Annotated in this window: 17 protein-coding genes, 1 tRNA gene and 1 other annotated feature; of the genes, 10 read left to right on the forward strand and 8 right to left on the reverse strand. The window is 64.2% G+C overall.

Features of this window, described 5'->3' with window-relative positions:
* The first annotated feature begins 132 nt into the window (after positions 1-132).
* The 5 genes from M2341_RS08900 (at position 133) to M2341_RS08920 (ending at position 7,406) form a co-directional block, all read left to right on the forward strand.
* Complete coding sequence (locus tag M2341_RS08900; protein WP_264584987.1) at positions 133-3,129, forward strand: TonB-dependent receptor plug domain-containing protein; 2,997 nt, start codon at positions 133-135, stop codon at positions 3,127-3,129.
* 92 nt (positions 3,130-3,221) lie between these two features.
* Positions 3,222-4,148: a nuclear transport factor 2 family protein gene (locus tag M2341_RS08905; RefSeq protein WP_264584988.1), complete on the forward strand. Its 927-nt coding sequence runs from the start codon at positions 3,222-3,224 to the stop codon at positions 4,146-4,148.
* A 24-nt stretch (positions 4,149-4,172) separates the two neighbouring features.
* Entirely contained in the window at positions 4,173-5,582 is a 1,410-nt protein-coding gene (locus tag M2341_RS08910; RefSeq protein ID WP_264584989.1) for an MFS transporter, read from the forward strand.
* 132 nt (positions 5,583-5,714) lie between these two features.
* A complete protein-coding gene (locus tag M2341_RS08915) occupies positions 5,715-6,434 on the forward strand; it encodes an alpha/beta hydrolase (RefSeq protein WP_264584990.1) in 720 nt (239 codons plus the stop codon).
* 162 nt (positions 6,435-6,596) lie between these two features.
* Positions 6,597-7,406 carry a CmcJ/NvfI family oxidoreductase gene (locus tag M2341_RS08920; protein ID WP_264584991.1) on the forward strand — a complete coding sequence of 270 codons (810 nt, stop codon included), beginning with the start codon at positions 6,597-6,599 and terminating at the stop codon, positions 7,404-7,406.
* A gap of 44 nt (positions 7,407-7,450) precedes the next feature.
* Here the strand turns inward: M2341_RS08920 and M2341_RS08925 are convergent, their stop codons facing one another.
* The gene (locus M2341_RS08925; RefSeq protein ID WP_181559580.1) at positions 7,451-7,762 is read right to left on the reverse strand and encodes a hypothetical protein; all 312 of its coding nucleotides are present in this window, start codon (positions 7,760-7,762) and stop codon (positions 7,451-7,453) included.
* A gap of 84 nt (positions 7,763-7,846) precedes the next feature.
* Between M2341_RS08925 and M2341_RS08930 the strand changes: the two genes are divergently transcribed.
* On the forward strand, positions 7,847-9,046 hold the full coding sequence (locus M2341_RS08930) for an LLM class flavin-dependent oxidoreductase (protein ID WP_264584992.1): 1,200 nt from the start codon (positions 7,847-7,849) through the stop codon (positions 9,044-9,046).
* A 49-nt stretch (positions 9,047-9,095) separates the two neighbouring features.
* Positions 9,096-10,517 (forward strand): spinster family MFS transporter, encoded by a 1,422-nt coding sequence (locus M2341_RS08935; protein WP_264584993.1) that lies wholly within the window; start codon positions 9,096-9,098, stop codon positions 10,515-10,517.
* 21 nt (positions 10,518-10,538) lie between these two features.
* On the opposite strand, the gene M2341_RS08940 is transcribed toward M2341_RS08935, so the two are convergent.
* Positions 10,539-11,960 (reverse strand): FadR/GntR family transcriptional regulator, encoded by a 1,422-nt coding sequence (locus M2341_RS08940; protein ID WP_264584994.1) that lies wholly within the window; start codon positions 11,958-11,960, stop codon positions 10,539-10,541.
* A gap of 278 nt (positions 11,961-12,238) precedes the next feature.
* Here M2341_RS08940 and M2341_RS08945 point away from each other — a divergent pair, with 278 nt between their 5' ends.
* The 3 genes from M2341_RS08945 to glcF are packed head-to-tail and all read left to right on the forward strand — an operon-like array spanning position 12,239 to position 16,156.
* A complete protein-coding gene (locus M2341_RS08945) occupies positions 12,239-13,732 on the forward strand; it encodes an FAD-linked oxidase C-terminal domain-containing protein (RefSeq protein ID WP_264584995.1) in 1,494 nt (497 codons plus the stop codon).
* Entirely contained in the window at positions 13,732-14,895 is a 1,164-nt protein-coding gene (locus tag M2341_RS08950) for an FAD-binding protein (protein ID WP_264584996.1), read from the forward strand. Before M2341_RS08945 ends, M2341_RS08950 begins: the two co-directional genes overlap by 1 nt.
* Positions 14,885-16,156 (forward strand): glycolate oxidase subunit GlcF, encoded by a 1,272-nt coding sequence (gene glcF, locus M2341_RS08955; RefSeq protein ID WP_264584997.1) that lies wholly within the window; start codon positions 14,885-14,887, stop codon positions 16,154-16,156. Before M2341_RS08950 ends, glcF begins: the two co-directional genes overlap by 11 nt.
* Positions 16,157-16,190: 34 nt before the next feature.
* Here glcF and M2341_RS08960 read toward each other — a convergent pair whose 3' ends face one another.
* The 6 genes from M2341_RS08960 to M2341_RS08985 all read right to left on the reverse strand — a co-directional run bounded on the left by M2341_RS08960 (position 16,191) and on the right by M2341_RS08985 (position 19,919).
* Complete coding sequence (locus M2341_RS08960; RefSeq protein WP_264584998.1) at positions 16,191-17,690, reverse strand: SulP family inorganic anion transporter; 1,500 nt, start codon at positions 17,688-17,690, stop codon at positions 16,191-16,193.
* Positions 17,691-17,749: 59 nt separating this feature from the next.
* Positions 17,750-17,805, reverse strand: a sequence feature (sul1 is cis-regulatory element that is thought to sense ions involved in sulfur or methionine metabolism; They are found in Alphaproteobacteria).
* Between the two features lie 122 nt (positions 17,806-17,927).
* Positions 17,928-18,677, reverse strand: coding sequence for an arsenical resistance protein ArsH (arsH, locus tag M2341_RS08965; RefSeq protein WP_319801048.1), 750 nt, complete (start codon positions 18,675-18,677; stop codon positions 17,928-17,930).
* The gene (locus tag M2341_RS08970; protein WP_319801049.1) at positions 18,674-18,919 is read right to left on the reverse strand and encodes a hypothetical protein; all 246 of its coding nucleotides are present in this window, start codon (positions 18,917-18,919) and stop codon (positions 18,674-18,676) included. The genes arsH and M2341_RS08970 overlap by 4 nt, the downstream gene beginning before the upstream one ends.
* Positions 18,919-19,344 (reverse strand): arsenate reductase (glutaredoxin), encoded by a 426-nt coding sequence (gene arsC / locus M2341_RS08975; RefSeq protein ID WP_264584999.1) that lies wholly within the window; start codon positions 19,342-19,344, stop codon positions 18,919-18,921. Before arsC ends, M2341_RS08970 begins: the two co-directional genes overlap by 1 nt.
* On the reverse strand, positions 19,341-19,685 hold the full coding sequence (locus tag M2341_RS08980) for an ArsR/SmtB family transcription factor (RefSeq protein ID WP_264585000.1): 345 nt from the start codon (positions 19,683-19,685) through the stop codon (positions 19,341-19,343). Before M2341_RS08980 ends, arsC begins: the two co-directional genes overlap by 4 nt.
* Positions 19,686-19,843: 158 nt before the next feature.
* Positions 19,844-19,919 (reverse strand) — tRNA-Lys (locus tag M2341_RS08985).
* Between the last annotated feature and the right edge of the window lie 135 nt (positions 19,920-20,054).

Raw genomic sequence — 20,054 nt, forward strand, 5'->3', positions numbered from 1 at the left:
CCGCGTGCTTAGCCCAAAGGCAAGTGGACAAGAGAGGATGTCATCGACCGGACCTCGTCTGCGACACGCGAGCAATGCGGCGCAGTACCGGATCGTGCATCCCGAAACAGCCGCAAGGCCGGGAGGGTGAACATGACTGCAGGCCATCGTCTTTCATTCACGTCGCGCGCGCAATTCGCGCTTCTGCTGCTCAGCAGCGCCTCGATGCTGGGGCTGGCCCAGCCGGCCGGCGCGCAAGCCGGCTCGGCGAGTGCGGATGTCGGAGCGCAGGATAGCAATGGCGATAATGAGCGCGCGATCATCGTCACCGGCACCCGCATCGGCGGCGAAGCACCGGTCGGCACGGCGCTCGTTCAGCTGGGCAAGGAGGAGATCAGGGCCACAGGCCTCTCCAGCACCGCCGACATTCTGGGCACGGTGCCCTCCATCCTGCGGCTGGGCGGCGGCGACAATTATGCCGGTGGACAGGCGCAGCAGGCGAACACGATCAACTCCTTCAACTTCAACAAGTCGCCCAATGTCCGCGGCCTTGGCGTCGGCGCGACGCTCAGCCTCGTGAACGGCCACCGCGTGCCGTATGAAGGCGGCAACATGAACTCGTTCGACGGGGATAATTACCCCGCGCAGATGATCCAGCGGATCGACGTGGTGCAGGACGGCGGCTCGGCCCTGTACGGTGCGGACGCGATCGCTGGGACGGTCAACTATACCCTGCGGCGGCCGGAGGACACGCTCGAAATCCACGGCGGCTATCGCAAGAATGACGGTCAGGATGGCTGGTATGTAACCGGTATCGGTGGCGTGCGCTGGGGTGAGGGCAGTGTGGGAGAGGGCGGAATCATCCTCTCCTACCAGCATTCCTATCAGACGGCCTTCGCGGCGTCGGCACGCCCGGATCTCTATAATGACGATCTCTCGCCTTATGGCGGCGCGCCTTCATCGCTTTACGCGGCGCCGGGCAATGTCGTCATCAACGGCCTTTATTACGGCATCCCGGCGGGTCAGGACGGGTCGAAGCTGACTCTCGCAGATCTCAAATCCACGCCCAACTATTTCAATACCTGGAGCGGTATCGAGGTTATTCCGCAGGTTGAGGCAGACCGCTTTGCGATGAACTTCGAGCAGAATGTTGCCGATTGGCTCCGTGTGTTCGCGGACGCGCTGTATGTACGGCGCGACTTCACCATCAACGGTCCCAACTCCTCCACCAGCAACCGCGTCACCAATCTTGGCCAGTTGCCGCGCATTCCCAACAGCAATCCGTTCAGCCCGTGCAACCCCAGCCATTATGCGGGCGGCGTCGTCACCGGTCCCGCCAACCTTCTCGCCGCCTGCGCGACGGGCGCGCTCTCCGTGGCCTACAGCACCGTCTACGACATCGGGTCGCCACGCCGCTTCGGCAAAACCGAAACCTGGACCTATGGCGGCGGTGTCGACATCAAGCTGCCCTATGACTGGTCGGTAACCCTGTCGGCCTTCGCCGGCACGCATGATGCGCCGTCGACCACCACACAGACGGGCGGCGCACCGGCGCCGGTCTTCGCGACGTTCAACTTCTTCTGCGACCCCACCGCCTTCCAGTGCACCGATCAGGCGACGGCAGATTCCATCAATGCGCGCGGCACTTCGCTCATCAACCGCACCAAATATGACATGCAGGTCTATTCGGCGACTGCCGACGGCCCGCTCTTCTCCCTGCCGGCCGGGCAGGTGAAGCTAGCCGTGGGCGTCGAACGCTATGAAGGCTCGCTGCTCAACGAGAATAATTTCGGCGGCAACAACTTCAATCCCCGCAGCGTCTCTTCGGTGTTCGGCGAATTGTTCGTGCCGGTCGTGAGCCCGGATGCGGAAAGCGGCCTCATCTACAAGCTCGAGCTCAATGGCTCGATCCGCTACGATGATTATAGCGACGCCGGCACCACGACCAATCCGCGTCTGGGCTTCAACTTCTGGCCGACGCGCGGCCTCAAGATCTTCGGCAGCTGGGGCACGTCCTTCCGGGCGCCGGGCCTTGCCGATAATGATCCCTTCTCGCAGACAGGCGTCATCCCGCTGGTGACGGCGGGCAACCAGCTCTCGCCGGCGATCTGCGCGGCGTGTCAGGGCGTGCCGATGGGCGCGATCTATCAGTCGATCGGCGGCGCCAATCGCGATCTCGCACCCGAGACCTCCGAGACCTATGCCATCGGCGTCGACTGGACACCACCGTCGCTGCCGGGCCTCACCATGTCCGCCAAATATTGGTGGCTGAGCTATGAGGGCCAGATCACCACGCCGGCGTTTAACGTCGGCAGCGTGCCGGCGATCAACCAGCAGATCTACAACTCGCAGATCATCTACAACCCGGCCTATTTCCCGACACTGGCCGCGAACAACCCGACTGCCTTCTTTGGCGATTTCCCGACGATCAATCAGGCAAACCCGTCCTGCGCCGCAGCCTTCGGGAAGAATGTGACCACGCAGGCGCTCTACGATGCGATGATCAGCTGCTACAACACCGGCGGGGAGCGGGGCGGTCTGTTCGGTCCGCCGACGGCGCCGGGCAATGTGTTCGCGCTGGTGAGCGGTCGCCGGATCAACGCAGGCAAGACGGTCGGCCGGGGCATCGACTTCAACATCGATTATGCCTTCGATAGCGGCATCGGGCGGTTCAATCTCGGTGCGGTGGCCTCCTACACGATGAGCTGGAAGGTGTCCCCGCTGCCCGGCGCGGACCTTGTGCAGGAAGTGAACCAGCTCGGCTTCCCGCTCACCTTCCAGGCGCGCGGCCAGCTTGGTTGGCGGCGCGATATCGGCATGGGCGATCTGTTCGCCAGCACCTTCATCAACTTCCGCAATTCCTATGAGATCGATCAGGCACAACTGCCGGTCGGCGTCGATCCGTCCTATGCCAAGATCGGCTCCTACACGACCTTCGACCTGACCATCGGCTTCGACACCGGCGACCGGGGCGGCTCATGGCTGACGGACAATTTCAGCATCGTCCTCAGCATGCAGAACGTTTTCGACAAGGATCCGCCGCTGGTCGTCAATCAGGCGGGCCTCGCGGGCAGCGCGATCCGCTTCGACCCGACTTATGGCAGCGCGCTGGGCCGTGTGATGCAAATCCAGGTCGGCAAGCGCTTTTGAGGCGGGGCGCGCTAGGCTGGGTGATGACGTGCATGCTGCTCGCGGCATGCACGGCCTCCTCAGGCGACGGGTCACCATCGCTCGCACCGCCCGTGGCTGCCGCGAGGGAGGGAAGCGTCGTGCCGGTCATGGGGCACCCTGCGCCACTGTCTCTGCTGGAGGACAAGGACCCGCGCCTGGCTCGGAACAAGCGCCTCGCGTTCGACATGTGGCGCAGCATCGTCAATGCCGGCCATGTCGAGCGGGCTGACGATCTGCTGACGGAAGACTATATCCAGCACAGCCCGGTGCTGCCGAGCGGACGCGCGGCCTTCAAGCAGATTTTCTCGGCCGTCCCCCGCCGCGATATCCCGGCCTTGGTCTCCCCGCCGCTCGTTACCATGGTCGCAGAAGGCGATCTGGTGGTGATGGCGTTGCGGGAAGAGCTGCGCGAACCGGACGGCGCCGGGCGCTATACCAGCACGCACTTCAACCTGTTCCGAGTGGCAGGGGACCGTCTGGCCGAGCATTGGCACTCGGTCGAGGCTCCGCCCGGCCCAGATCTACCGTCTCCAGACAAGGGCGGGCCGCAACCGGTGACGGGGGCGACCGGGCCGGCCCAGCAAGCGCTGCTCCAATCGGACGATCCGGCGCTGGCAGCCAACAAGCGGCTCGTGTTCGACGCCTGGCGCCATCTGGTCGATGCGGGCGACGTGGCGACCGCCGCGCGCTATCTGGCCAAAGACTTCATCGAGCATGATCCACGCGCGACGGACGGCACACCGGCGATCCTCGCTGCAGCCAAGGGTCGCACTGCGGTACCGCTTGCTCAGGCTATGCAGGCTACACTCGTCGCCATGGTCGCGAAGGGCGATCTCGTGGTCGTGGTGTCCGGCCATGAGCATCCGCACCCAAGCCGGGCAGGGGCCAGTTACACGATAACCCGGTTCAACATGTTCCGGATCGAGATGGGGCGCCTCGCGGAGCATTGGACCGGCGCGATGAAGCCGGGGACCGTGCCCGGTCCCTATACCGATTGAGGACACGCTGCGTGGAGAGACGATTTGACTGACACCACCGCCGCGCAGCCCGATCCGGATCGCGCCGCCAGCCCCGTTTATCGCCCCCATTATTCGGACGAAGCCTGGCCCGCCGCGCGTCAGGCCTATCATGTCGCTTGGGTGCTGGCCGCCGTGCAGATGTGCGCCCAGCTCAATAACGGCGTCATGACGCTGCTGGTGGAGCCCATCAAGCGCGACCTGCAATTGACCGATATGGAGATGAGCTATCTGCTCGGCTTCTCGGTCAGTCTCTTCTACGTGCTGATCGGCATTCCCGCCGCTCGACTGGTGGACCGGCATAATCGCAAGCATCTGCTCGCGGTATCCGTTTTCCTGTGGAGCCTTGCCAGCGCGGCGTGCGGCCTTGCCCAGAATTTCTGGCAGTTCTTCGCGGCACGCTTTGGCATCGGCGCCGGTGAATCGATCAGCGGCCCGCTCTCCTATTCGCTGATGGCCGACTATTTTCCGCCGGAAAAGCTCCCCCGCGCCATCGCGATCTACAATGTCGGCTTTCAGGGTGGCACGGCGCTCTCGCTGCTGCTTGGCGCGGTGATGATCCACCTGCTCTCCGGGATGTCCGCCATTCACCTGCCCCTGCTCGGTGCCGTGCGCGAGTGGCAGGTCGTGTGGGTGGTGACCGGCCTCATGGGCATCCCGATCCTGCTGCTGGTCGCCACGATTGTGGAGCCCAAGCGCCGCGGGTTCAGCGCGGCCGCGGTCATGGGGATGCAACCGCGCAAGGTCGGTCTGCGCGAGACATTGCGCTATCTGCTCGCCCATTGGCGGCTCTACGGCCCGATGTTCCTGGGCCTGTGCTTCACCGCCATGCACATGTTCGGCACGGCGGCATGGAGCGCGGCCTTTTATGCACGGACCTATGGATGGGCGCCGGCCAGCACGGGGCTCTACACCGGGCTGCTCAGCCTCGTCCTCGCCATTCCGGCGCTGTTCGGCGCGGTCTGGCTCAACGATCATTTCCGCAACCGCGGCCATGCCGATGCGAACATGCGGGTGCTGGCCATCGGCTTTACCGCATCGGCCCCGTTCATGATTGCGGCGCCGCTCATGCCCGGTCCCTGGCTGGCGCTCGGCATGGGCGGTATCGGCACGGCCTTGATGCTGATGGCGGCGCCCTCGCTCAATTCGGCCTTGCAGGTGGTGACGCCCAACGAAATCCGCGGGCAGATCACCGCCCTCTATCTGTTCACCATGACGGCGGTCGGCGGCGGGCTCGGACCGACCTACTTCGCCTTCCTCACCCAATATGTGTGGGGGAACGAGGCGCTGTTGCGCTATGCCATCGCCACCTCTGCGGCGATTTCCTTCCCGCTGGCGGCGATCACCTATTGGGCAGGGGTGAAGCCCTATCGCCGGCGCATCCTGGAGATGCGGGCCGATGGCGCGCCGCTCTGAACCGCCCACCGCATCTGCCTATTGTCGCCACTATTTTCGCGCCCGGCGCAGCGGCACTCGCTGGGGAAATCAACGGCATGCCTCTTGCGTGAGGCGACGCCGGCAAGCTGACACATATCGAGGGAGAGAATGATGGCGAACAAGCGTGGAACGATCGTGATCGTGCATGGCGCATGGGTTGGCGGGTGGCGCTGGCGCAAGGTGGCAGATCTGTTGCGTGATCGCGGCCATTATGTGTTCACGCCCACGCTGACCGGGCTTGGTGAGCGCGCCCACCTCAGCAGCCGCGACGTCAATCTGGCGATGCACGCGCAGGATATCGCCAATGTCATCCGCTATGAGGAACTGGAGAATGTGCTGCTGGTCGGCCACTCCTATGGCGGCATGCCGATCTCGCAGGCGACCGAACTGATCCCCGAGGGGGTGATCCAGTCGATCCTCTATATGGACGCTTTCATGCCGGAGAACGGCCAGTCGCTGAACGATCTGGTGCCCGGCGAGCCGCACCTCCCGCCCGAGGAGGGGGATTATCTTGTGCCGCCGCCCCGGCTGCTGCTGCAGGGCTTCAATGCGCATATGGACCCTGCGTCCCGCGCCTCCTACGAGGATAGGCGCACGCCTCAGTCCGTCTACTGTTTCTCGCAAAAGGCGGAGCTGACCGGTGCCCGCGACCGCATCCCGCAAAAGACCTATGTGATCGCCACCGGCTACAAGAACGACACGTTCGCCCCCGTGGCCGAACGGTTGCGCACTCAGCCGGACTGGCGCGTGGAAGAAATGCCCTTCACGCATGATCTCCAGCATGTCGCCGTGACCGAATCCGCCGACATGATCGAATCCGCGCTGCCCTGAGGCCACTCGGCTCGGCTCAGCCTTGCAATGTAGGCACTATTTTCAAGCCGGCCGGTCCGCACACTGGCCCGAAATGAACGAAAGGCGGCCGCAGCGGCATTGCCAGACCGGACGGATAGCCCGCCGACTGCGATGCCCTGGCCGCCATGAGGAGAGAGAATCGTGAACAATCAGGCTGCCGCAGTCGCCTCGCGCCCGACCTCGGTCGAGAGCTTCATTCGCTATTCGGAGCGCGCGGCCGATGGGGGCTGGATCGAGAAGAACGGCTCCTATTCCTTCTCCATGGAAGACCATGACGTGACCGTGCACAACGCCCGGCTCGCGGACATCTCGTTCGATGCGCAGGGCTTCACCCTGGTGAAGCACGCCACAGATGTCGATTTCACCGACAAGGATGATTTCGAGCGCCGCTATTATCCCGAGGTGGCGCGTCTGGTGAAGGATCTGACCGGCGCCAGCGAAGTCTTCGCCTTCATGGGCATTTTGCGCGGTGGCGAGGATGCCAAGGGCGGCGGCCCGGCGCTGAGTGCCCATGTGGATTTCAACGGGCCCGCGCTGCAGCAGTGGATCGCGCGGCTCGTGCCCGATCGGGCTGAGGAGCTGGCGGCGAAGCGCCTCGTCAACATCAACGTCTGGCGTGGCACCAAGCCGGTCGAGAATTATCCGCTGGCGGTCTGCGACAGCCGCAGTGTCGAGAAGCGCGATTTCTTGAGCGTATCGCTGGGCAAGCCAGAAGGCGGCTTCCGCCAGGGCATGCCAGCCGGCCTCAACATGGCCTACAATCCCCGGCATCAATGGTATTATTATCCGGATATGCAGCCCGATGAGGCGCTGATCTTTCGCCTGTACGATACCGGTAATCCCGATTGGCAGATGACCGGCCATACCGCCTTCGAGGATCCGACCAGCCTGCCGGGTTCCCCGCGCCGGGAGAGCTTCGAGGTCAGGACCATCGCGGTGTTCAACGCATGATGGCGCAGCGCTCTCCTGTCCGCTCCGCCATCCTGCGCGTCGGATCAGCCCGAGGCTGCGCCGGCCGGCGCGCCGATGCGGAAATGGCCTTCCTCCAGCCGGGTCAGCTTCGCCTGTCCGCTCTGCTGCCAAGGGTCCTTCGCCAGTCGATCGAGCACTTCTTCGCGGCTGTCCGCCAGAAACACGAACAGCACATCCTCGGACTCGGCCAGCAGGCCCGCCATGGCGATGAAGCCCTCCTTTTCGAGCGCGCCCATATAGCCGGCGTGGTCCGCAAAGCCGGGCTGCTCATGCGCTTCCTTGCTGGGGTCCCAAAGGTCTGTTCGCTCGACCAGAGCAACGAAGGTCTTTTTCATAAGAACGCCTTTCAAGTTTTTCAGACTGAATCAGTATAAGTTCAGTCTAACAATATATTCAAGCGTTACGTTGGAGAATAAATCATGAAGGTCTTCGTATTCGACTGGACCGCTTATCAAGAGAATGTTGATAAGTATCGCGAGGATGGTGTTCTTCCGCGCTTGGGTGCAAGTCATTTTGATCCGCAGGCCGCTGCAAAGACTTACGAGAACCATCTTGAAGCATGGGCAGAGATGGACAAGCAGGGTTTTGATGGCATTGCGATCAATGAACATCATGGCACGCCCTTCGGTCTGGGCAATTCGCCCAATCTGATGGCGGCAGCGCTGTCGCAGGTGACCGAGCGCCTGAAGATCCTGGTCTACGCCAATCTGCTGCCCATCCACGAGCCGCTGCGTCTGGCTGAAGAGATTGCCATGCTCGATTGCATGAGCAACGGACGGCTGATCTGTGGCGTGGGTCGCGGCGCGCCCCGCGAATACAAGATCTTTAACGTGCCCATGGGTGAATCGCGCGGTCGCTTCAATGAGGGCTTCGAGGTGATGCGGCGCGCCTGGACGCAGGACAGCTTCTCCTTTGACGGGGAGTTCTACAAGTTCGAGGACGTCTCCCTGTGGCCGCGTACCTTCCAGCAACCCCACCCGCCGATCTGGGTGCCACTCACCGGGTCGAAGGAGTCCATCGAATGGGCGGCCGAGCATGATGCGACCATCACGCCGGGTATCTTCCGTGGGTCCATGCGCGAGGATACCATCCGCTATTTCGCCGAATGCCAGGCCCGCCATGGACGCGAGGTCCAGTCGGACAAGATCAGCATCATGGTCGACTGCTATGTGGCTGATTCCAAGGAGCAGGCCATCGAGGAATATGGCAGCCACCTGATGTATCTGTTCAACACGCTGCTGCGCTACGATCAGGTCTGGCAGTCGGATGTGCGCAAGACGAAATATTATAGCTCCACGGCGTTCGAACATCTGCGCGAAGGCGCGAAAGGCACGCTGGCCGAGGATGACACGGTGTTCAACGAGTGGACGATGGACACGGTCCGGGGCGCAGCCCAGCACATGCCGATCGGCACCGCCGACGAGATCGTCGCGCGCATCATCGATGAGTGCAACGATGCCGGCGCCAACAATGTGCTGCTGGTCTGCAACCGCGGCGACATGCCCCACCACATGTACATGAATCAGGTGCGCCGTATCGGCAAGGAGGTCTTGCCCCGCCTGCAGGCGCACAATGTCACCTTCGTTCCCCATGCCGAGCGGCAGCAGGCAGCGGAATAGCAGTCGGTCAAAAATACAGTAGAACCGATCGACGAAATGGGGGGTGACGATGGCGACGACGACACAGCATAATCCGGCAGAGCCGCTCGCAGACGAAACGCATCCGCTGCTGCGGCCCGGCTACAAGAAATGGGCCGTGTTCGTGCTGCTGCTCGTCAGCATTTTCAACTTCGCCGATCGCGCGATCCTCGCGGTGCTCGCCCAGCCGATCAAGGAAGACCTCGGGCTCACCGATACCGACCTTGGCATTTTGCAGGGACTGGGCTTTGCGATCATGTATTCCGTCCTGGGGGTACCGCTCGGTATGTTGGCCGAGCGCGTCAACCGGACGCGGCTGATCGCCATCTGCGTCGCCGCCTGGTCTGCGATGACCGCGGTCTGCGGCCTGGCGACGGGCTTTACGACCTTGCTTTTGGGGCGGATCGGCGTGGGCATCGGCGAGGCGGGGGTGCAGCCGCCGACATCATCGCTCCTGTCCGACCATTACCAGGCCAACCGGCGCGCCTCGGTGCTGGCCGTCATCTCGCTCGGTTCGCCGTTCGGCTTTCTGCTTGGCCAGTCGCTGGGCGGTTGGGTGGCAACGCAATGGGACTGGCGCACGGCCTTTTTCGTCATGGCCGCACCGGGAATCATGGTCTCCATGCTGGTCTGGTTCACCCTGCGAGAGCCGCCGCGTGGATTGGCGGATGGCCGCATCACCCGCGCACCCGTGCCCTCGCTGGGGACGGTGCTGCGCTTCCTCTTGGCCAAGAAGACCTACATCCACTTGCTGGCGGGGGTGACCATTGCCGGTTTCACCCTCAACGCCATCGCCAACTTCGTGCTGCCCTTCTATCTGCGCAGCTTCGAGATCAACCTGGCGACGCTCGGGGTGATCTTCGGCATCGTCACCTTCACCTCCAACGGCATTGGCATGCTGCTGGGCGGGTTCGGCTTCGACTGGCTGTCGCGTCGAGATATGCGCTGGGTGCTCTGGGGGCCGGCGCTGTGCATGGCGCTGTGCGTGCCCATCTATTTTGGCGCCTTCATGAGCCGCGAACTGTACGTCTCGCTCGCCTGCATCTTCTTCGGCAATATGGCGCTGATCACCTTCATGGCCCCCACAATGGGCACGATGCAGAACCTTGCCGGGCCGCAGATGCGCGCCATGACCGCCGCGATCACTGCATTGGTTGGCGGCCTGCTGGGTGCCGGCCTTGGACCGACTGTCACCGGCGTGCTCAGTGACTTCTACGCAAGGCGCGCTTATGGCGCGGCTGATTTCGCGACATCTTGTCCGGGGGGCAGGGGGCCAGATGGCATAGGAACGGCTCTCGATGCCGCCTGCCTCACGGCGTCATCGACCGGTTTGCGGTACGCGCTGGTCACTGTGCTGGTGCTGTTTTTCTGGGCCGCGCTGCACTATGTTCTCGCCGCGCGGGATCTGCGCAAGGATGTCTACCGGCCGGAAGACGAGGCAGGGGTGGCATAAGAGCTACCCCCTTACACTCGCTCAGATCGGGCGCGTCGAACTCATGGAGAGCATGACGCGCGAGGCCTCTGCCTTGGCCCAGCCCAATTGCGCATCGCCCCCCATCGGCAGCCGGTCGAGGAGCATGCGCAGCAGCGCGAAATACTCCGCCTGCTTGTGGGCTGGCAGGCGCTCCAGCAAGAAGGGATGGAACCGCGCTTCATAAGCCGCGAGGCAGCGCGAGAAGAGATCGATGATCGGGCTTCTCGCCAGCTTGGAGACATATTGGACCAGCGCCAGCAGATCATAGCGATCGATGGGGTCGCTGCTCTGTGCGCGGTCGAGGAGCTCCCGCAGTCTTGCTCGCTCCGTCGCACTGGCGCGGCTCACGGCCAGCGCGGGTACGAAGCGGTTCAACTGGAACAGGGTCGTGCCAGCGGTCTGGGGATCGACCTGCCGGCTGATGAGGAAGGCAAGGACAAGCCGGATGCTGCCGGTGCCGCGCAGATCCCGCACGATGAGGCCATTGCCCCGGCCCCGGCGGCACTCGACGAGCCCGCTATCCTGCAACTGGCGAATCGCCTGACGCAGCGTGACGCGGCTGACGCTGAAGCGCTCGCACAAGTCCCATTCGGAGCCCAGCCTCTGGCCGGCATTGCCGCTCGGCAGGATTTCGGCCGCCAGCCGGCGGGCGACGAGGAGAGCAAGAGTCCGGTCGGCATCCTGACGGGACGCCTCGATGGTCGGCGGCGAAAGCGGCGCATCGCGCGCGGCCAGCCAGTCGCCAAGGCGCCGGTGAAGCCTGTCGGCCTCTTGCTGTGCGGCCGCCACGTCACGGTTAGCGACGGCCTGGTTGATCGCTTCGGCTTGCTGCTTGGCCTGCCCAAGCCAATCGCGGTCATGCGATTCGACGCCGGCAAACAGCATCGTCAGTTCATTGAGGCATTGCACGAACAGCGGCAGCACGGGGTCTCCACTCATCGCCGCCAGATCGGACCGCACCCGCACATGCCAGGCAAGGCCGCCCTCGCGTTCGTCCGGCGCGTCCAGTCGCATCCCATGGTCTGACCGATCGGCTGTGGCCGCAACCGTCGCCAGCAACGGGTCGACAGCTTCGCGCGCATCCAGCACCTGCTCGCACGTCACGCCAGCCAGCTGGAAGTAATTAGCGAGCTCAAGCCCGATCCGGCCCACGTCGGGCTGCGCGACCATGAAGCCACCACTCGGTCCGGGGCGCAGCCGGCCCAGTCCGCGGCGCTCGAGCAGGGCAACCGCTTCGCGCATGGCTGCGCGCCCCACGGCATAATGCTCGCACAGACCCCGCAGTGACCCCATCACGCCACCGACGGGCAAGGGGCTGGAGGCGATATCGTCCTCGATCCTGCGGGCCAGCCGCTCGGCTAGGCGGGCGGTGCCGGCATCCTCGCTGGTGGATGCGCTATATATCTTTTCCGCTGTGTTCATGCGATCCTCTACGGACCGATTGAAACTGTCTGATCCTTGTTATGCAAGCGAAATTCAGCCAGCGACAACTATATTTTCGCTCGGAATTGTTGCCACTATTTTAGTCTGCCCAAGTCCGCCAAGCTCTGGCACACTCGTATCTGTCATACGCATGATGGAACTCAGGAAGATATCTTGAAAAGGCAGCTGCTCGGCGACCTAAGCGCCAAGGTCGTGATCTCTCCATTTCGTCGCAAGCTGCCCCCGCTGCCGGTGATGATGGTCCAAGGTCGCCTCGCGTGACCATTTCCATGCCTGCCCCGGACCCACACATTCTGGGTCGTCGCGCGGATATCGTGCGGGCGATGCAGGCGATCGTGCCGGGGGAGGGCGTCGTCTCCCATCCCGATGGCCTGCGCCCGTTCGAGACCGATGCGCTCACCGCTTATCGGCAGATGCCGCTGGCCGCGGTGCTGCCTGAGACGGTCGCGCAAGTCTCGCAGATACTGGCCTGGTGCCACGCCCATGATGTGAAAGTCGTCCCGCGTGGGGCAGGGACGTCGCTTTCGGGCGGCGCGCTGCCACTGGCCGATGGCATCCTGCTCGGCCTCTCCCGCATGAACCGCATCATCGAGATCGATTATGCCAACCGGGTCGCCGTCGTGCAGCCCGGCGTCACCAACCTAGCGATCACCAAGGCGGTAGAAGCGCAGGGCTTCTATTATGCGCCGGACCCCTCCAGCCAGATCGCCTGCTCCATCGGCGGCAATGTCGCCGAGAATAGCGGCGGCGTGCATTGCCTCAAATATGGGCTCACGACCAACAATGTGCTCGGCGTCGAGCTGGTGCTGATGACCGGCGAGATCATCCGCCTCGGCGGGCGCCATCTCGATGCGGCTGATCTGGATCTGCTGGGTGTGGTGACCGGATCGGAAGGGCTGCTAGGTGTCGTGACGGAAGTCACCGTGCGCATTCTCCCCAAGCCGCTGCAGGCACGAGCAATGCTGATCGGCTTCCCGAGCATCGAGACGGCGGGGCGCTGCGTGGCGGATGTGATCGGCGCCGGCATTATTCCGGCAGGCATGGAGATGATGGACCGCGCCGCCGTCGGCGCTGCCGAAGCCTTCGTGAAGGTCGGCTATCCGCTCGATGTCGAGGCCTTGCTGATCGTCGAGATCGATGGCGTCGATGCTGAATGCGATCATCTCGCGGCGGAGATCAGCGCCATTGCGACGGCGAATTGCGCCGTGAGCCTTCAGGTCTCGCAGGATGAGACGCAGCGCCTCGCCTTCTGGGCGGGGCGCAAGGCCGCTTTTCCCGCCGTGGGCCGCCTCGCGCCGGACTATTATTGCATGGACGGCACCATTCCCCGCCGCCACCTGCCGCATGTGCTGCGACGCATCTCCGAGCTGGCCGCAGCGCATGGCCTTGCCGTCGCCAATGTCTTTCACGCCGGCGATGGCAATCTCCATCCGTTGATCCTCTACGATGCCAACCAGCCCGGCGAGCTCGACCGCGCGGAAAAGCTCGGCAATGAGATCCTTCGCCTGTGCGTCGAGGTGGGCGGCGTGCTCACAGGCGAACATGGCGTCGGAATCGAGAAGCGTGATCTGATGCCGGAGATGTTCAGCGAGACCGATCTCGCGCATCAACAGCGGGTGAAATGCGCGTTCGATCCGGCCTTGCGCCTCAACCCCGGAAAGGTCTTCCCCACCTTGCATCGCTGCGCCGAGCTGGGCCGCATGCATGTGCACAAGGGGCAGGTGCCTTTCCCCGAGCTGCCGAGATTTTGATGACCACCAATATGGTCACGCCGACCGACATCGCTGAGCTCTGCGCGATCATTCGCGATGCGGGTCGCGACGGCATGCCTGCGGAACTGCGCGGCGGCGGGACAAAGGCGGATATCGGCCAGCCGGACCGGCAGGCGTTGATCGTGGATATGTCCGCTTTTGCAGGGATCATCGATTATGATCCCGCCGAACTTGTGCTCACGGTAGGGGCTGGCACCCGCTTGTCCGAGATCGAGCTACTTCTGACGGAGCAGGGCCAGATGCTGGCATTCGACCCGTTCGATTACGGCCCGGTCTTCGCGCGCTCATCCGGCGCCTCGACCATCGGGGGTATCATCGCGGCCGGCGTCTCAGGCTCGCGCCGCCTCTCGGCCGGGGCGGCGCGCGATCACATGCTGGGCTTCGAGGCCGTCTCGGGGCGGGGCGAGGCCTTTATCGGCGGCGGCAAGGTGATGAAGAACGTCACTGGCTACGACCTGCCCAAGCTGATGACTGGCAGCTGGGGCAGGCTGGCCGCGCTCACCAGCCTCACTGTGAAGGTCATGCCCCGCCCGCAGACATGCGCGACGCTGCTGTTGCGCGGACTGGACGACGAAGCGGCCATCGCCGCAATGGCCCGCGCCATGGGCTCCCCGGCCGAGGTGGCCTGCGCCGCGCATCTGCCCGAAGCGGGGATCACGCTGCTGCGCGTCGAAGGCTTTGCGCCATCGGTGGCAGCGCGCAGCGACATGTTGCGGGCGCTGCTCGGGCAGGCGGATCTGCTTACAGACGGCGCCGACGAGCCTTTGTGGGCGGCGGTGAGGGGCGGCGGCACCCTGCAGGGCGAGGCCATATTGTGGCGGATCAGCACCGCGCCGTCCCGTGGGCCGGAGGTCTTCCGGGCGCTCCAGCATCTGGGCGCGCGACGCTGCTATGACTGGGCCGGGGGCCTGATCTGGCTGAGCTTGCCGGAAGATGCCGATCAGCACTGCGTGCGCCAGGTCGTCGCGCAGACGTGGGGGCACGCGACGCTGATCCGCGCGCCAGCCGCGCTGCGCGCCAGCATGCCGGCCCTCCATGTCGAAGAGCCCGGCGTTGCCACACTCTCGGCGCGGGTGCGGGCGGCGTTTGATCCGCTGGGCATTCTCTCACCAGATCGCTTTGGAGCCGCCGATGCGCACTGATTTCACGGCCGAGCAATTGGCCGATCCTGCGATGGCGACCAGTGAGCGCGCGATCCGCAAATGCGTCCATTGCGGCTTTTGCACCGCGACATGCCCGACCTATGTGCTGCTCGGTGACGAGCGGGATTCGCCTCGCGGGCGCATCTACATGATGCAGGATATGCTCCAGAATGAGCGCGTGCCCTCCAGCGAGACCGTGCGCCATATCGATCGCTGCCTGTCCTGCCTCTCCTGCATGACGACCTGCCCGTCGGGGGTGAACTACATGCACCTCGTCGATCATGCACGCAGCTGGATCGCGACGCATTACAGGCGCCCCTGGCACGAGCGGCTGATGCGGCGGCTGCTGGGCGCGGTCTTGCCGCACCCGCGCCGCCTTGCCCTGGCCCTGCGCCTCGCACCGCTCGGTCGCCCCTTCGCACGGCTGCTGGCGCGCTGGTCAGCCACGCGCCCTCTGGCCGCGATGTTGCGACTGGCGCCGTCCGAACGCCCAACGGCTGCTGGGGTGCCGCCACCCGCCATCGGCAATCTGGGCCGGGTCATTCTTCTGCAAGGCTGTGCAGAGCCGGCCCTGAAGCCCAACATCCGCGCTGCCACGCACCGATTGCTTTCGCGCGCCGGCTATGAGGTCCTGTTCGCCAATGGCGAGGTCTGCTGCGGCGCACTGGTCCGGCACATGGGGCAGGACGCCGAGAGCCTGAACGCCGCGCGTCGGAATGTCGATGCCTGGACCCCGCATATGGACGCCGGCCTGAAAGCCATCATCATCACCGCCTCGGGCTGCGGCACGACGATCAAGGATTATGGCTTCATGCTGCGCGACGACCCGCTTTATGCGGAGAGGGCTGCCCGCCTATCGGCGCTGGCCTGCGATATCAGCGAGTTTCTCGCGAAAATTACGCTTCCGCGGGGACGTCCGCAGGGCATCCGCGTCGCCTATCAATCGGCCTGTTCGCTCCTGCACGGGCAATCGGTCGACCACGAGCCGCGCGCGCTTCTGGAGCGTGCTGGTTATGAGGTCGCGACCCCCGCCGAGCCCCATTTGTGCTGCGGCTCTGCCGGCACCTACAATATCCTGCAGCCGGAAATCTCTGCACAGCTGCGCGATCGCAAGGTCGCCAATCTGCAAGCCTTGCGGCCCGATGTCATCGCCACGGGCAATATCGGCTGCGCGATGCAGATCGGCAGCGCCACGGACATTCCCGTTCTGCACGTCGTTGAACTGCTGGACCGCGCGTTGGAACGGGAGGGCGCCCGCTAGTCCCGCAGGCCCACCCCTTCATTCGCCGGGGTATCTATCGGTGCGGCGCGAGCCCCATTTCTACGCCGGTTTTGTCGTGCAGCGCAAAGCGGTCGACAATGTCGGCGCTGGCGCGGTTGTAGCCCACGACCTCGACCTCGCGCCCATCGCGGCGGAGGCGCGCGACGATCTTGTCGAGCGCGCCGACGGCCGAGATGTCCCAGAAATGCGCGCCGGTCACGTCGATGACGACGCGGGTCGCCGTGCCTTCCGATTGGAACGCGCGGGTGAAGCGATCGACCGACGCGAAGAAAATCTCCCCAGTCACGCGGTAGATGGCCTGCGCGCCGTCCGCAGTTTCGTCACGCTCGACGGCGAACATGCGCTGGACCTTACCGGCGAAGAAGATGCCGGAGAGCAGCACCCCGGCCAGCACGCCAAGCGAGAGATCATGCGTGGCGACGACCACGATGACCGTGGTCAGCATCACCACTGACGAGGTTGCAGGATGGCGGCGCAGGTTGGGGATGGAGTTCCAACTGAACGTGCCGATCGAGACCATGATCATCACCGCGACCAGCGCCGGCATCGGCACCCGGCCTACGAACGGCCCGAGCACGGCCAGAAGGAAGAGGAGGAAGGCACCGGCGACGAAGGTCGAGAGGCGTCCACGGCCGCCCGACGTGACGTTGATCACCGACTGGCCGATCATCGCGCACCCGCCCATGCCGCCACACAGCGCGGCGACGATGTTGGAGCCGCCCTGGCCGGCGCATTCGACCCGTTTGTTGCTGTCCGTATCGGTCATGTCGTCGACAATCTGCGCGGTAAGCAGGGATTCCAGCAGGCCGACCGCCGCCATCGTCAGGGAATAAGGCAGGATGATCCGCAGGGTATCGAGGGTCAAGGGCACGTTGGGCAGCGCCAGGCTGGGCAGTCCCTCGGGCAGCTTGCCCATGTCGCCAACTGTGTTGACGGGCAGGCCCATGCTGATGCTGATTGCGCTGAGCACGAGGATGGCGACGAGCGGCGAGGGGATGGCCTTCGTGATCCGCGGAAAGCCATAGATGATGACCAGGCCGCCGGCGACCATGGCATATGTCTGCCACCCGACATTGGTCAGCTGGGGCAACTGAGCCATGAAGATGAGGATCGCCAGCGCGTTCACGAAGCCCGTGATGACTGAACGGGACACGAACTGCATCACCAGATCGAGGCGCAGCAGTCCGGCGATCATCTGGATAAGGCCCATCAGGATGGTGGCCGCAAAGAGATAGTCGACCCCATGCTCGCGGACGAGCGGCACGACGAGGACGGCGACAGCCGCCGTGGCCGCAGAGATCATGCCCGGGCGGCCGCCGATCAGGGCGATGGTCATGGCAATCGCGACGGACGCATAAAGGCCAACGCGCGGATCGACGCCGGCGATGATCGAGAAGCCGATCGCTTCCGGGATGAGGGCGAGAGCGACGACGACGCCCGCCAAGATGTCGCGACGGGCAGTCGGTCCGTCAGTAAACCACTGGCGGCGGTACGATGTCAGATGAGAGGTCATGCGGATTCCACAACAAGGCACATGGCGCACATTGGGCGCGGGGGAGGTTGCATGTGTGATGTTGTCCGGCGGATCGGCGGCCGGAATAGCCACCCGGGGTTTCACCGGGTCCTTGCGATTGCCCGGCTGCTACACGGCAGAACGCGGAGGGGCAAGGGACTGTTGGGTATCAGCAAAAACCACCGCCGGGCATCGCCTTGGGATCGGCCGCAAAGTCTTGACCGCCAAAATCGGCGCTCACCGCCCGTCGGTCAGCGCCGCCGCCGCGCGGTCCGCGGAAGGATCCACGCTGACACCCCGCGCTTTGCGTTCGGAATAGCGATCGACCAGTTGCGCCGCATGCGGTCGCATGAGCACGGTGATCCGCACCAGTTCCTCCATCACATCGACGATGCGGTCATAATAGCTGGAGGGCTTCATACGGCCGGCCTCATCGAACTCCTTATAGGCCATGGCCACCGACGACTGGTTGGGAATGGTGAACATCCGCATCCAGCGGCCCAGCAGGCGGAGCGTGTTGACCGCGTTGAAGGACTGCGATCCGCCCGACACCTGCATGACCGCGAGCGTCCGGCCCTGTGTCGGGCGCAGGCCTTTCATCTCCAGCGGCAGATGATCGATCTGCGCTTTCATGATGCCTGTGATCTGCCCGTGCCGCTCAGGGCTGCACCAGACCTGTGCTTCCGACCACAGCGACAGCGCGCGCAGCTCATGCACGGCCGGGTGATCGTCGCCGGGCACCTGATCGGGCAGCGGCAGGTCCGAGGGATCGAAGATGCGGGGCTCCGCGCCGAAGAACCGCAGGAGGCGCGCGGCTTCCTCGACCGCGAGGCGCGAGAAGGACCGCTCCCGGAGCGACCCATAAAGCAGCAGGATGCGCGGCGGCGGCTGATCCTCGCCAATCCCGAGGGCGGGCCTGGGTATCGCATAGGCCCGGTCGAGCGCCGGAAGATGATCAGGATCGGGCAGGATGCGCACACGGCTCACGAAACGAGGTTCCTTTCATACCAGGGCCGGCTGCGCTTCACGATGGCGACAACGGAGAGCATGACCGGCACTTGGACCAGCACGATCATCAGCCAGATCAGCGCGGCGACGATGAGGTTCACTTGTGCCACTTCGGCCGACGCGATCGCGGCGAAGACACCGGGCACGGCCCTGCCAAGCAGAATCCCGCTAACGATGGACAGGGCCACCCAGAGCGAGAGATAGCGCTCGAACGTGCCCATCAGCTCACCCGCTGCCCGGCGGCATCGACGACCGGCTCGCCATCCTCCTTGGTGAAGGCGCCGCGCTGCGCATCGGGCAGGATATCGAGGACAAGCTCGGACGGGCGACAAAGCCGCACGCCCAGCGGCGTCACCACCAGCGGGCGATTGATGAGGATCGGGTGCGCCATCATGGCATCGAGCAGCGCGTCATCGCTCAGGCGCTCATCGTCCAGCCCGAGTTCGGCAAACGGCGTGCCCTTTTCGCGCAGCAACGCGCGCGGCGTCAGCCCGGCCCGCGCGATCATCTCGGCAAGCAGCGCTCGCGTCGGCAGGCATTTCAGATATTCGACGACATGCGGCTCGACCCCGGAATTGCGGATGAGCGCCAGCGTGTTGCGCGAGGTTCCGCAACCGGGATTATGATAGATGACGATGGTGGTCATGGTCCCGTCCTTGAGCAGCCGGAGAGTTCGGCAAGCAGCGGCTCGCACAGGTCTGCGCGGCCCTGGCAGCAATCCTTGGCGAGGAAGAGCATCAGATCGCGTAAAGCCGCGACATTGGCGCGCTGGATCTGTTGGCGCCCCCGCTTTTCCGAGATCACCAGTCCGGCCTTCGCCATGACCGCCAGATGGGTCGAGAAGGTGCTCTGCGTCAGCCCGCTCGCCTCGACAAGTTGCCCCGTCGAAAGGCCCTCCGGCTCATGCCGCACGAGCAACTGGAAGGTCGCCAGCCGGGTCGGGTGGGAGAGGGCCGCTAGAATGCCGAGGGCGTTATTGGTGTTCATCTATCGGAAATATCCGATAGGATGGGCGCGCGTCAATATCGAACGGGAAAACCCGATGCTATTTTCGGACAACGAACGGCGGCCGCCGCCGAACGCCTGGAATCTAAAGCGGAAGCAACGTCCGGCTTCGCTCTAGAGATTGAAATTTAGGAGAAAAGTGGTGGACGCACTTGGGCTCGAACCAAGGACCCGCTGATTAAGAGTCAGCTGCTCTACCAACTGAGCTATGCGTCCACTTCGGCGGCTCGTTGATCGTTTGATCAACATCCCGTCGGGAGGTGGGCCGTTAACATGGTGTTTTGAGGATGCCAACAAAAAATCCGAGGTGTGGCGAAAAAAGATGCTGCTTTGCGAGAAAACCGCGTGCGG

Source organism: Sphingobium sp. B7D2B (genome assembly GCF_025961895.1).
In the GTDB taxonomy this organism is placed as follows: Bacteria; Pseudomonadota; Alphaproteobacteria; order Sphingomonadales; family Sphingomonadaceae; genus Sphingobium.

Coding starts and splice junctions, on each gene's coding strand:
- M2341_RS08900 (WP_264584987.1), top strand. CDS start 133: ATGACTGCAGGCCATCGTCTTTCATTCACGTCGCGCGCGCAATTCGCG.
- M2341_RS08915 (WP_264584990.1), top strand. CDS start 5,715: ATGGCGAACAAGCGTGGAACGATCGTGATCGTGCATGGCGCATGGGTT.
- M2341_RS08925 (WP_181559580.1), bottom strand. CDS start 7,762: ATGAAAAAGACCTTCGTTGCTCTGGTCGAGCGAACAGACCTTTGGGAC.
- M2341_RS08930 (WP_264584992.1), top strand. CDS start 7,847: ATGAAGGTCTTCGTATTCGACTGGACCGCTTATCAAGAGAATGTTGAT.
- M2341_RS08935 (WP_264584993.1), top strand. CDS start 9,096: ATGGCGACGACGACACAGCATAATCCGGCAGAGCCGCTCGCAGACGAA.
- M2341_RS08940 (WP_264584994.1), bottom strand. CDS start 11,960: ATGAACACAGCGGAAAAGATATATAGCGCATCCACCAGCGAGGATGCC.
- M2341_RS08950 (WP_264584996.1), top strand. CDS start 13,732: ATGACCACCAATATGGTCACGCCGACCGACATCGCTGAGCTCTGCGCG.
- glcF (WP_264584997.1), top strand. CDS start 14,885: ATGCGCACTGATTTCACGGCCGAGCAATTGGCCGATCCTGCGATGGCG.
- M2341_RS08960 (WP_264584998.1), bottom strand. CDS start 17,690: ATGACCTCTCATCTGACATCGTACCGCCGCCAGTGGTTTACTGACGGA.
- M2341_RS08970 (WP_319801049.1), bottom strand. CDS start 18,919: ATGGGCACGTTCGAGCGCTATCTCTCGCTCTGGGTGGCCCTGTCCATC.
- arsC (WP_264584999.1), bottom strand. CDS start 19,344: ATGACCACCATCGTCATCTATCATAATCCCGGTTGCGGAACCTCGCGC.
- M2341_RS08980 (WP_264585000.1), bottom strand. CDS start 19,685: ATGAACACCAATAACGCCCTCGGCATTCTAGCGGCCCTCTCCCACCCG.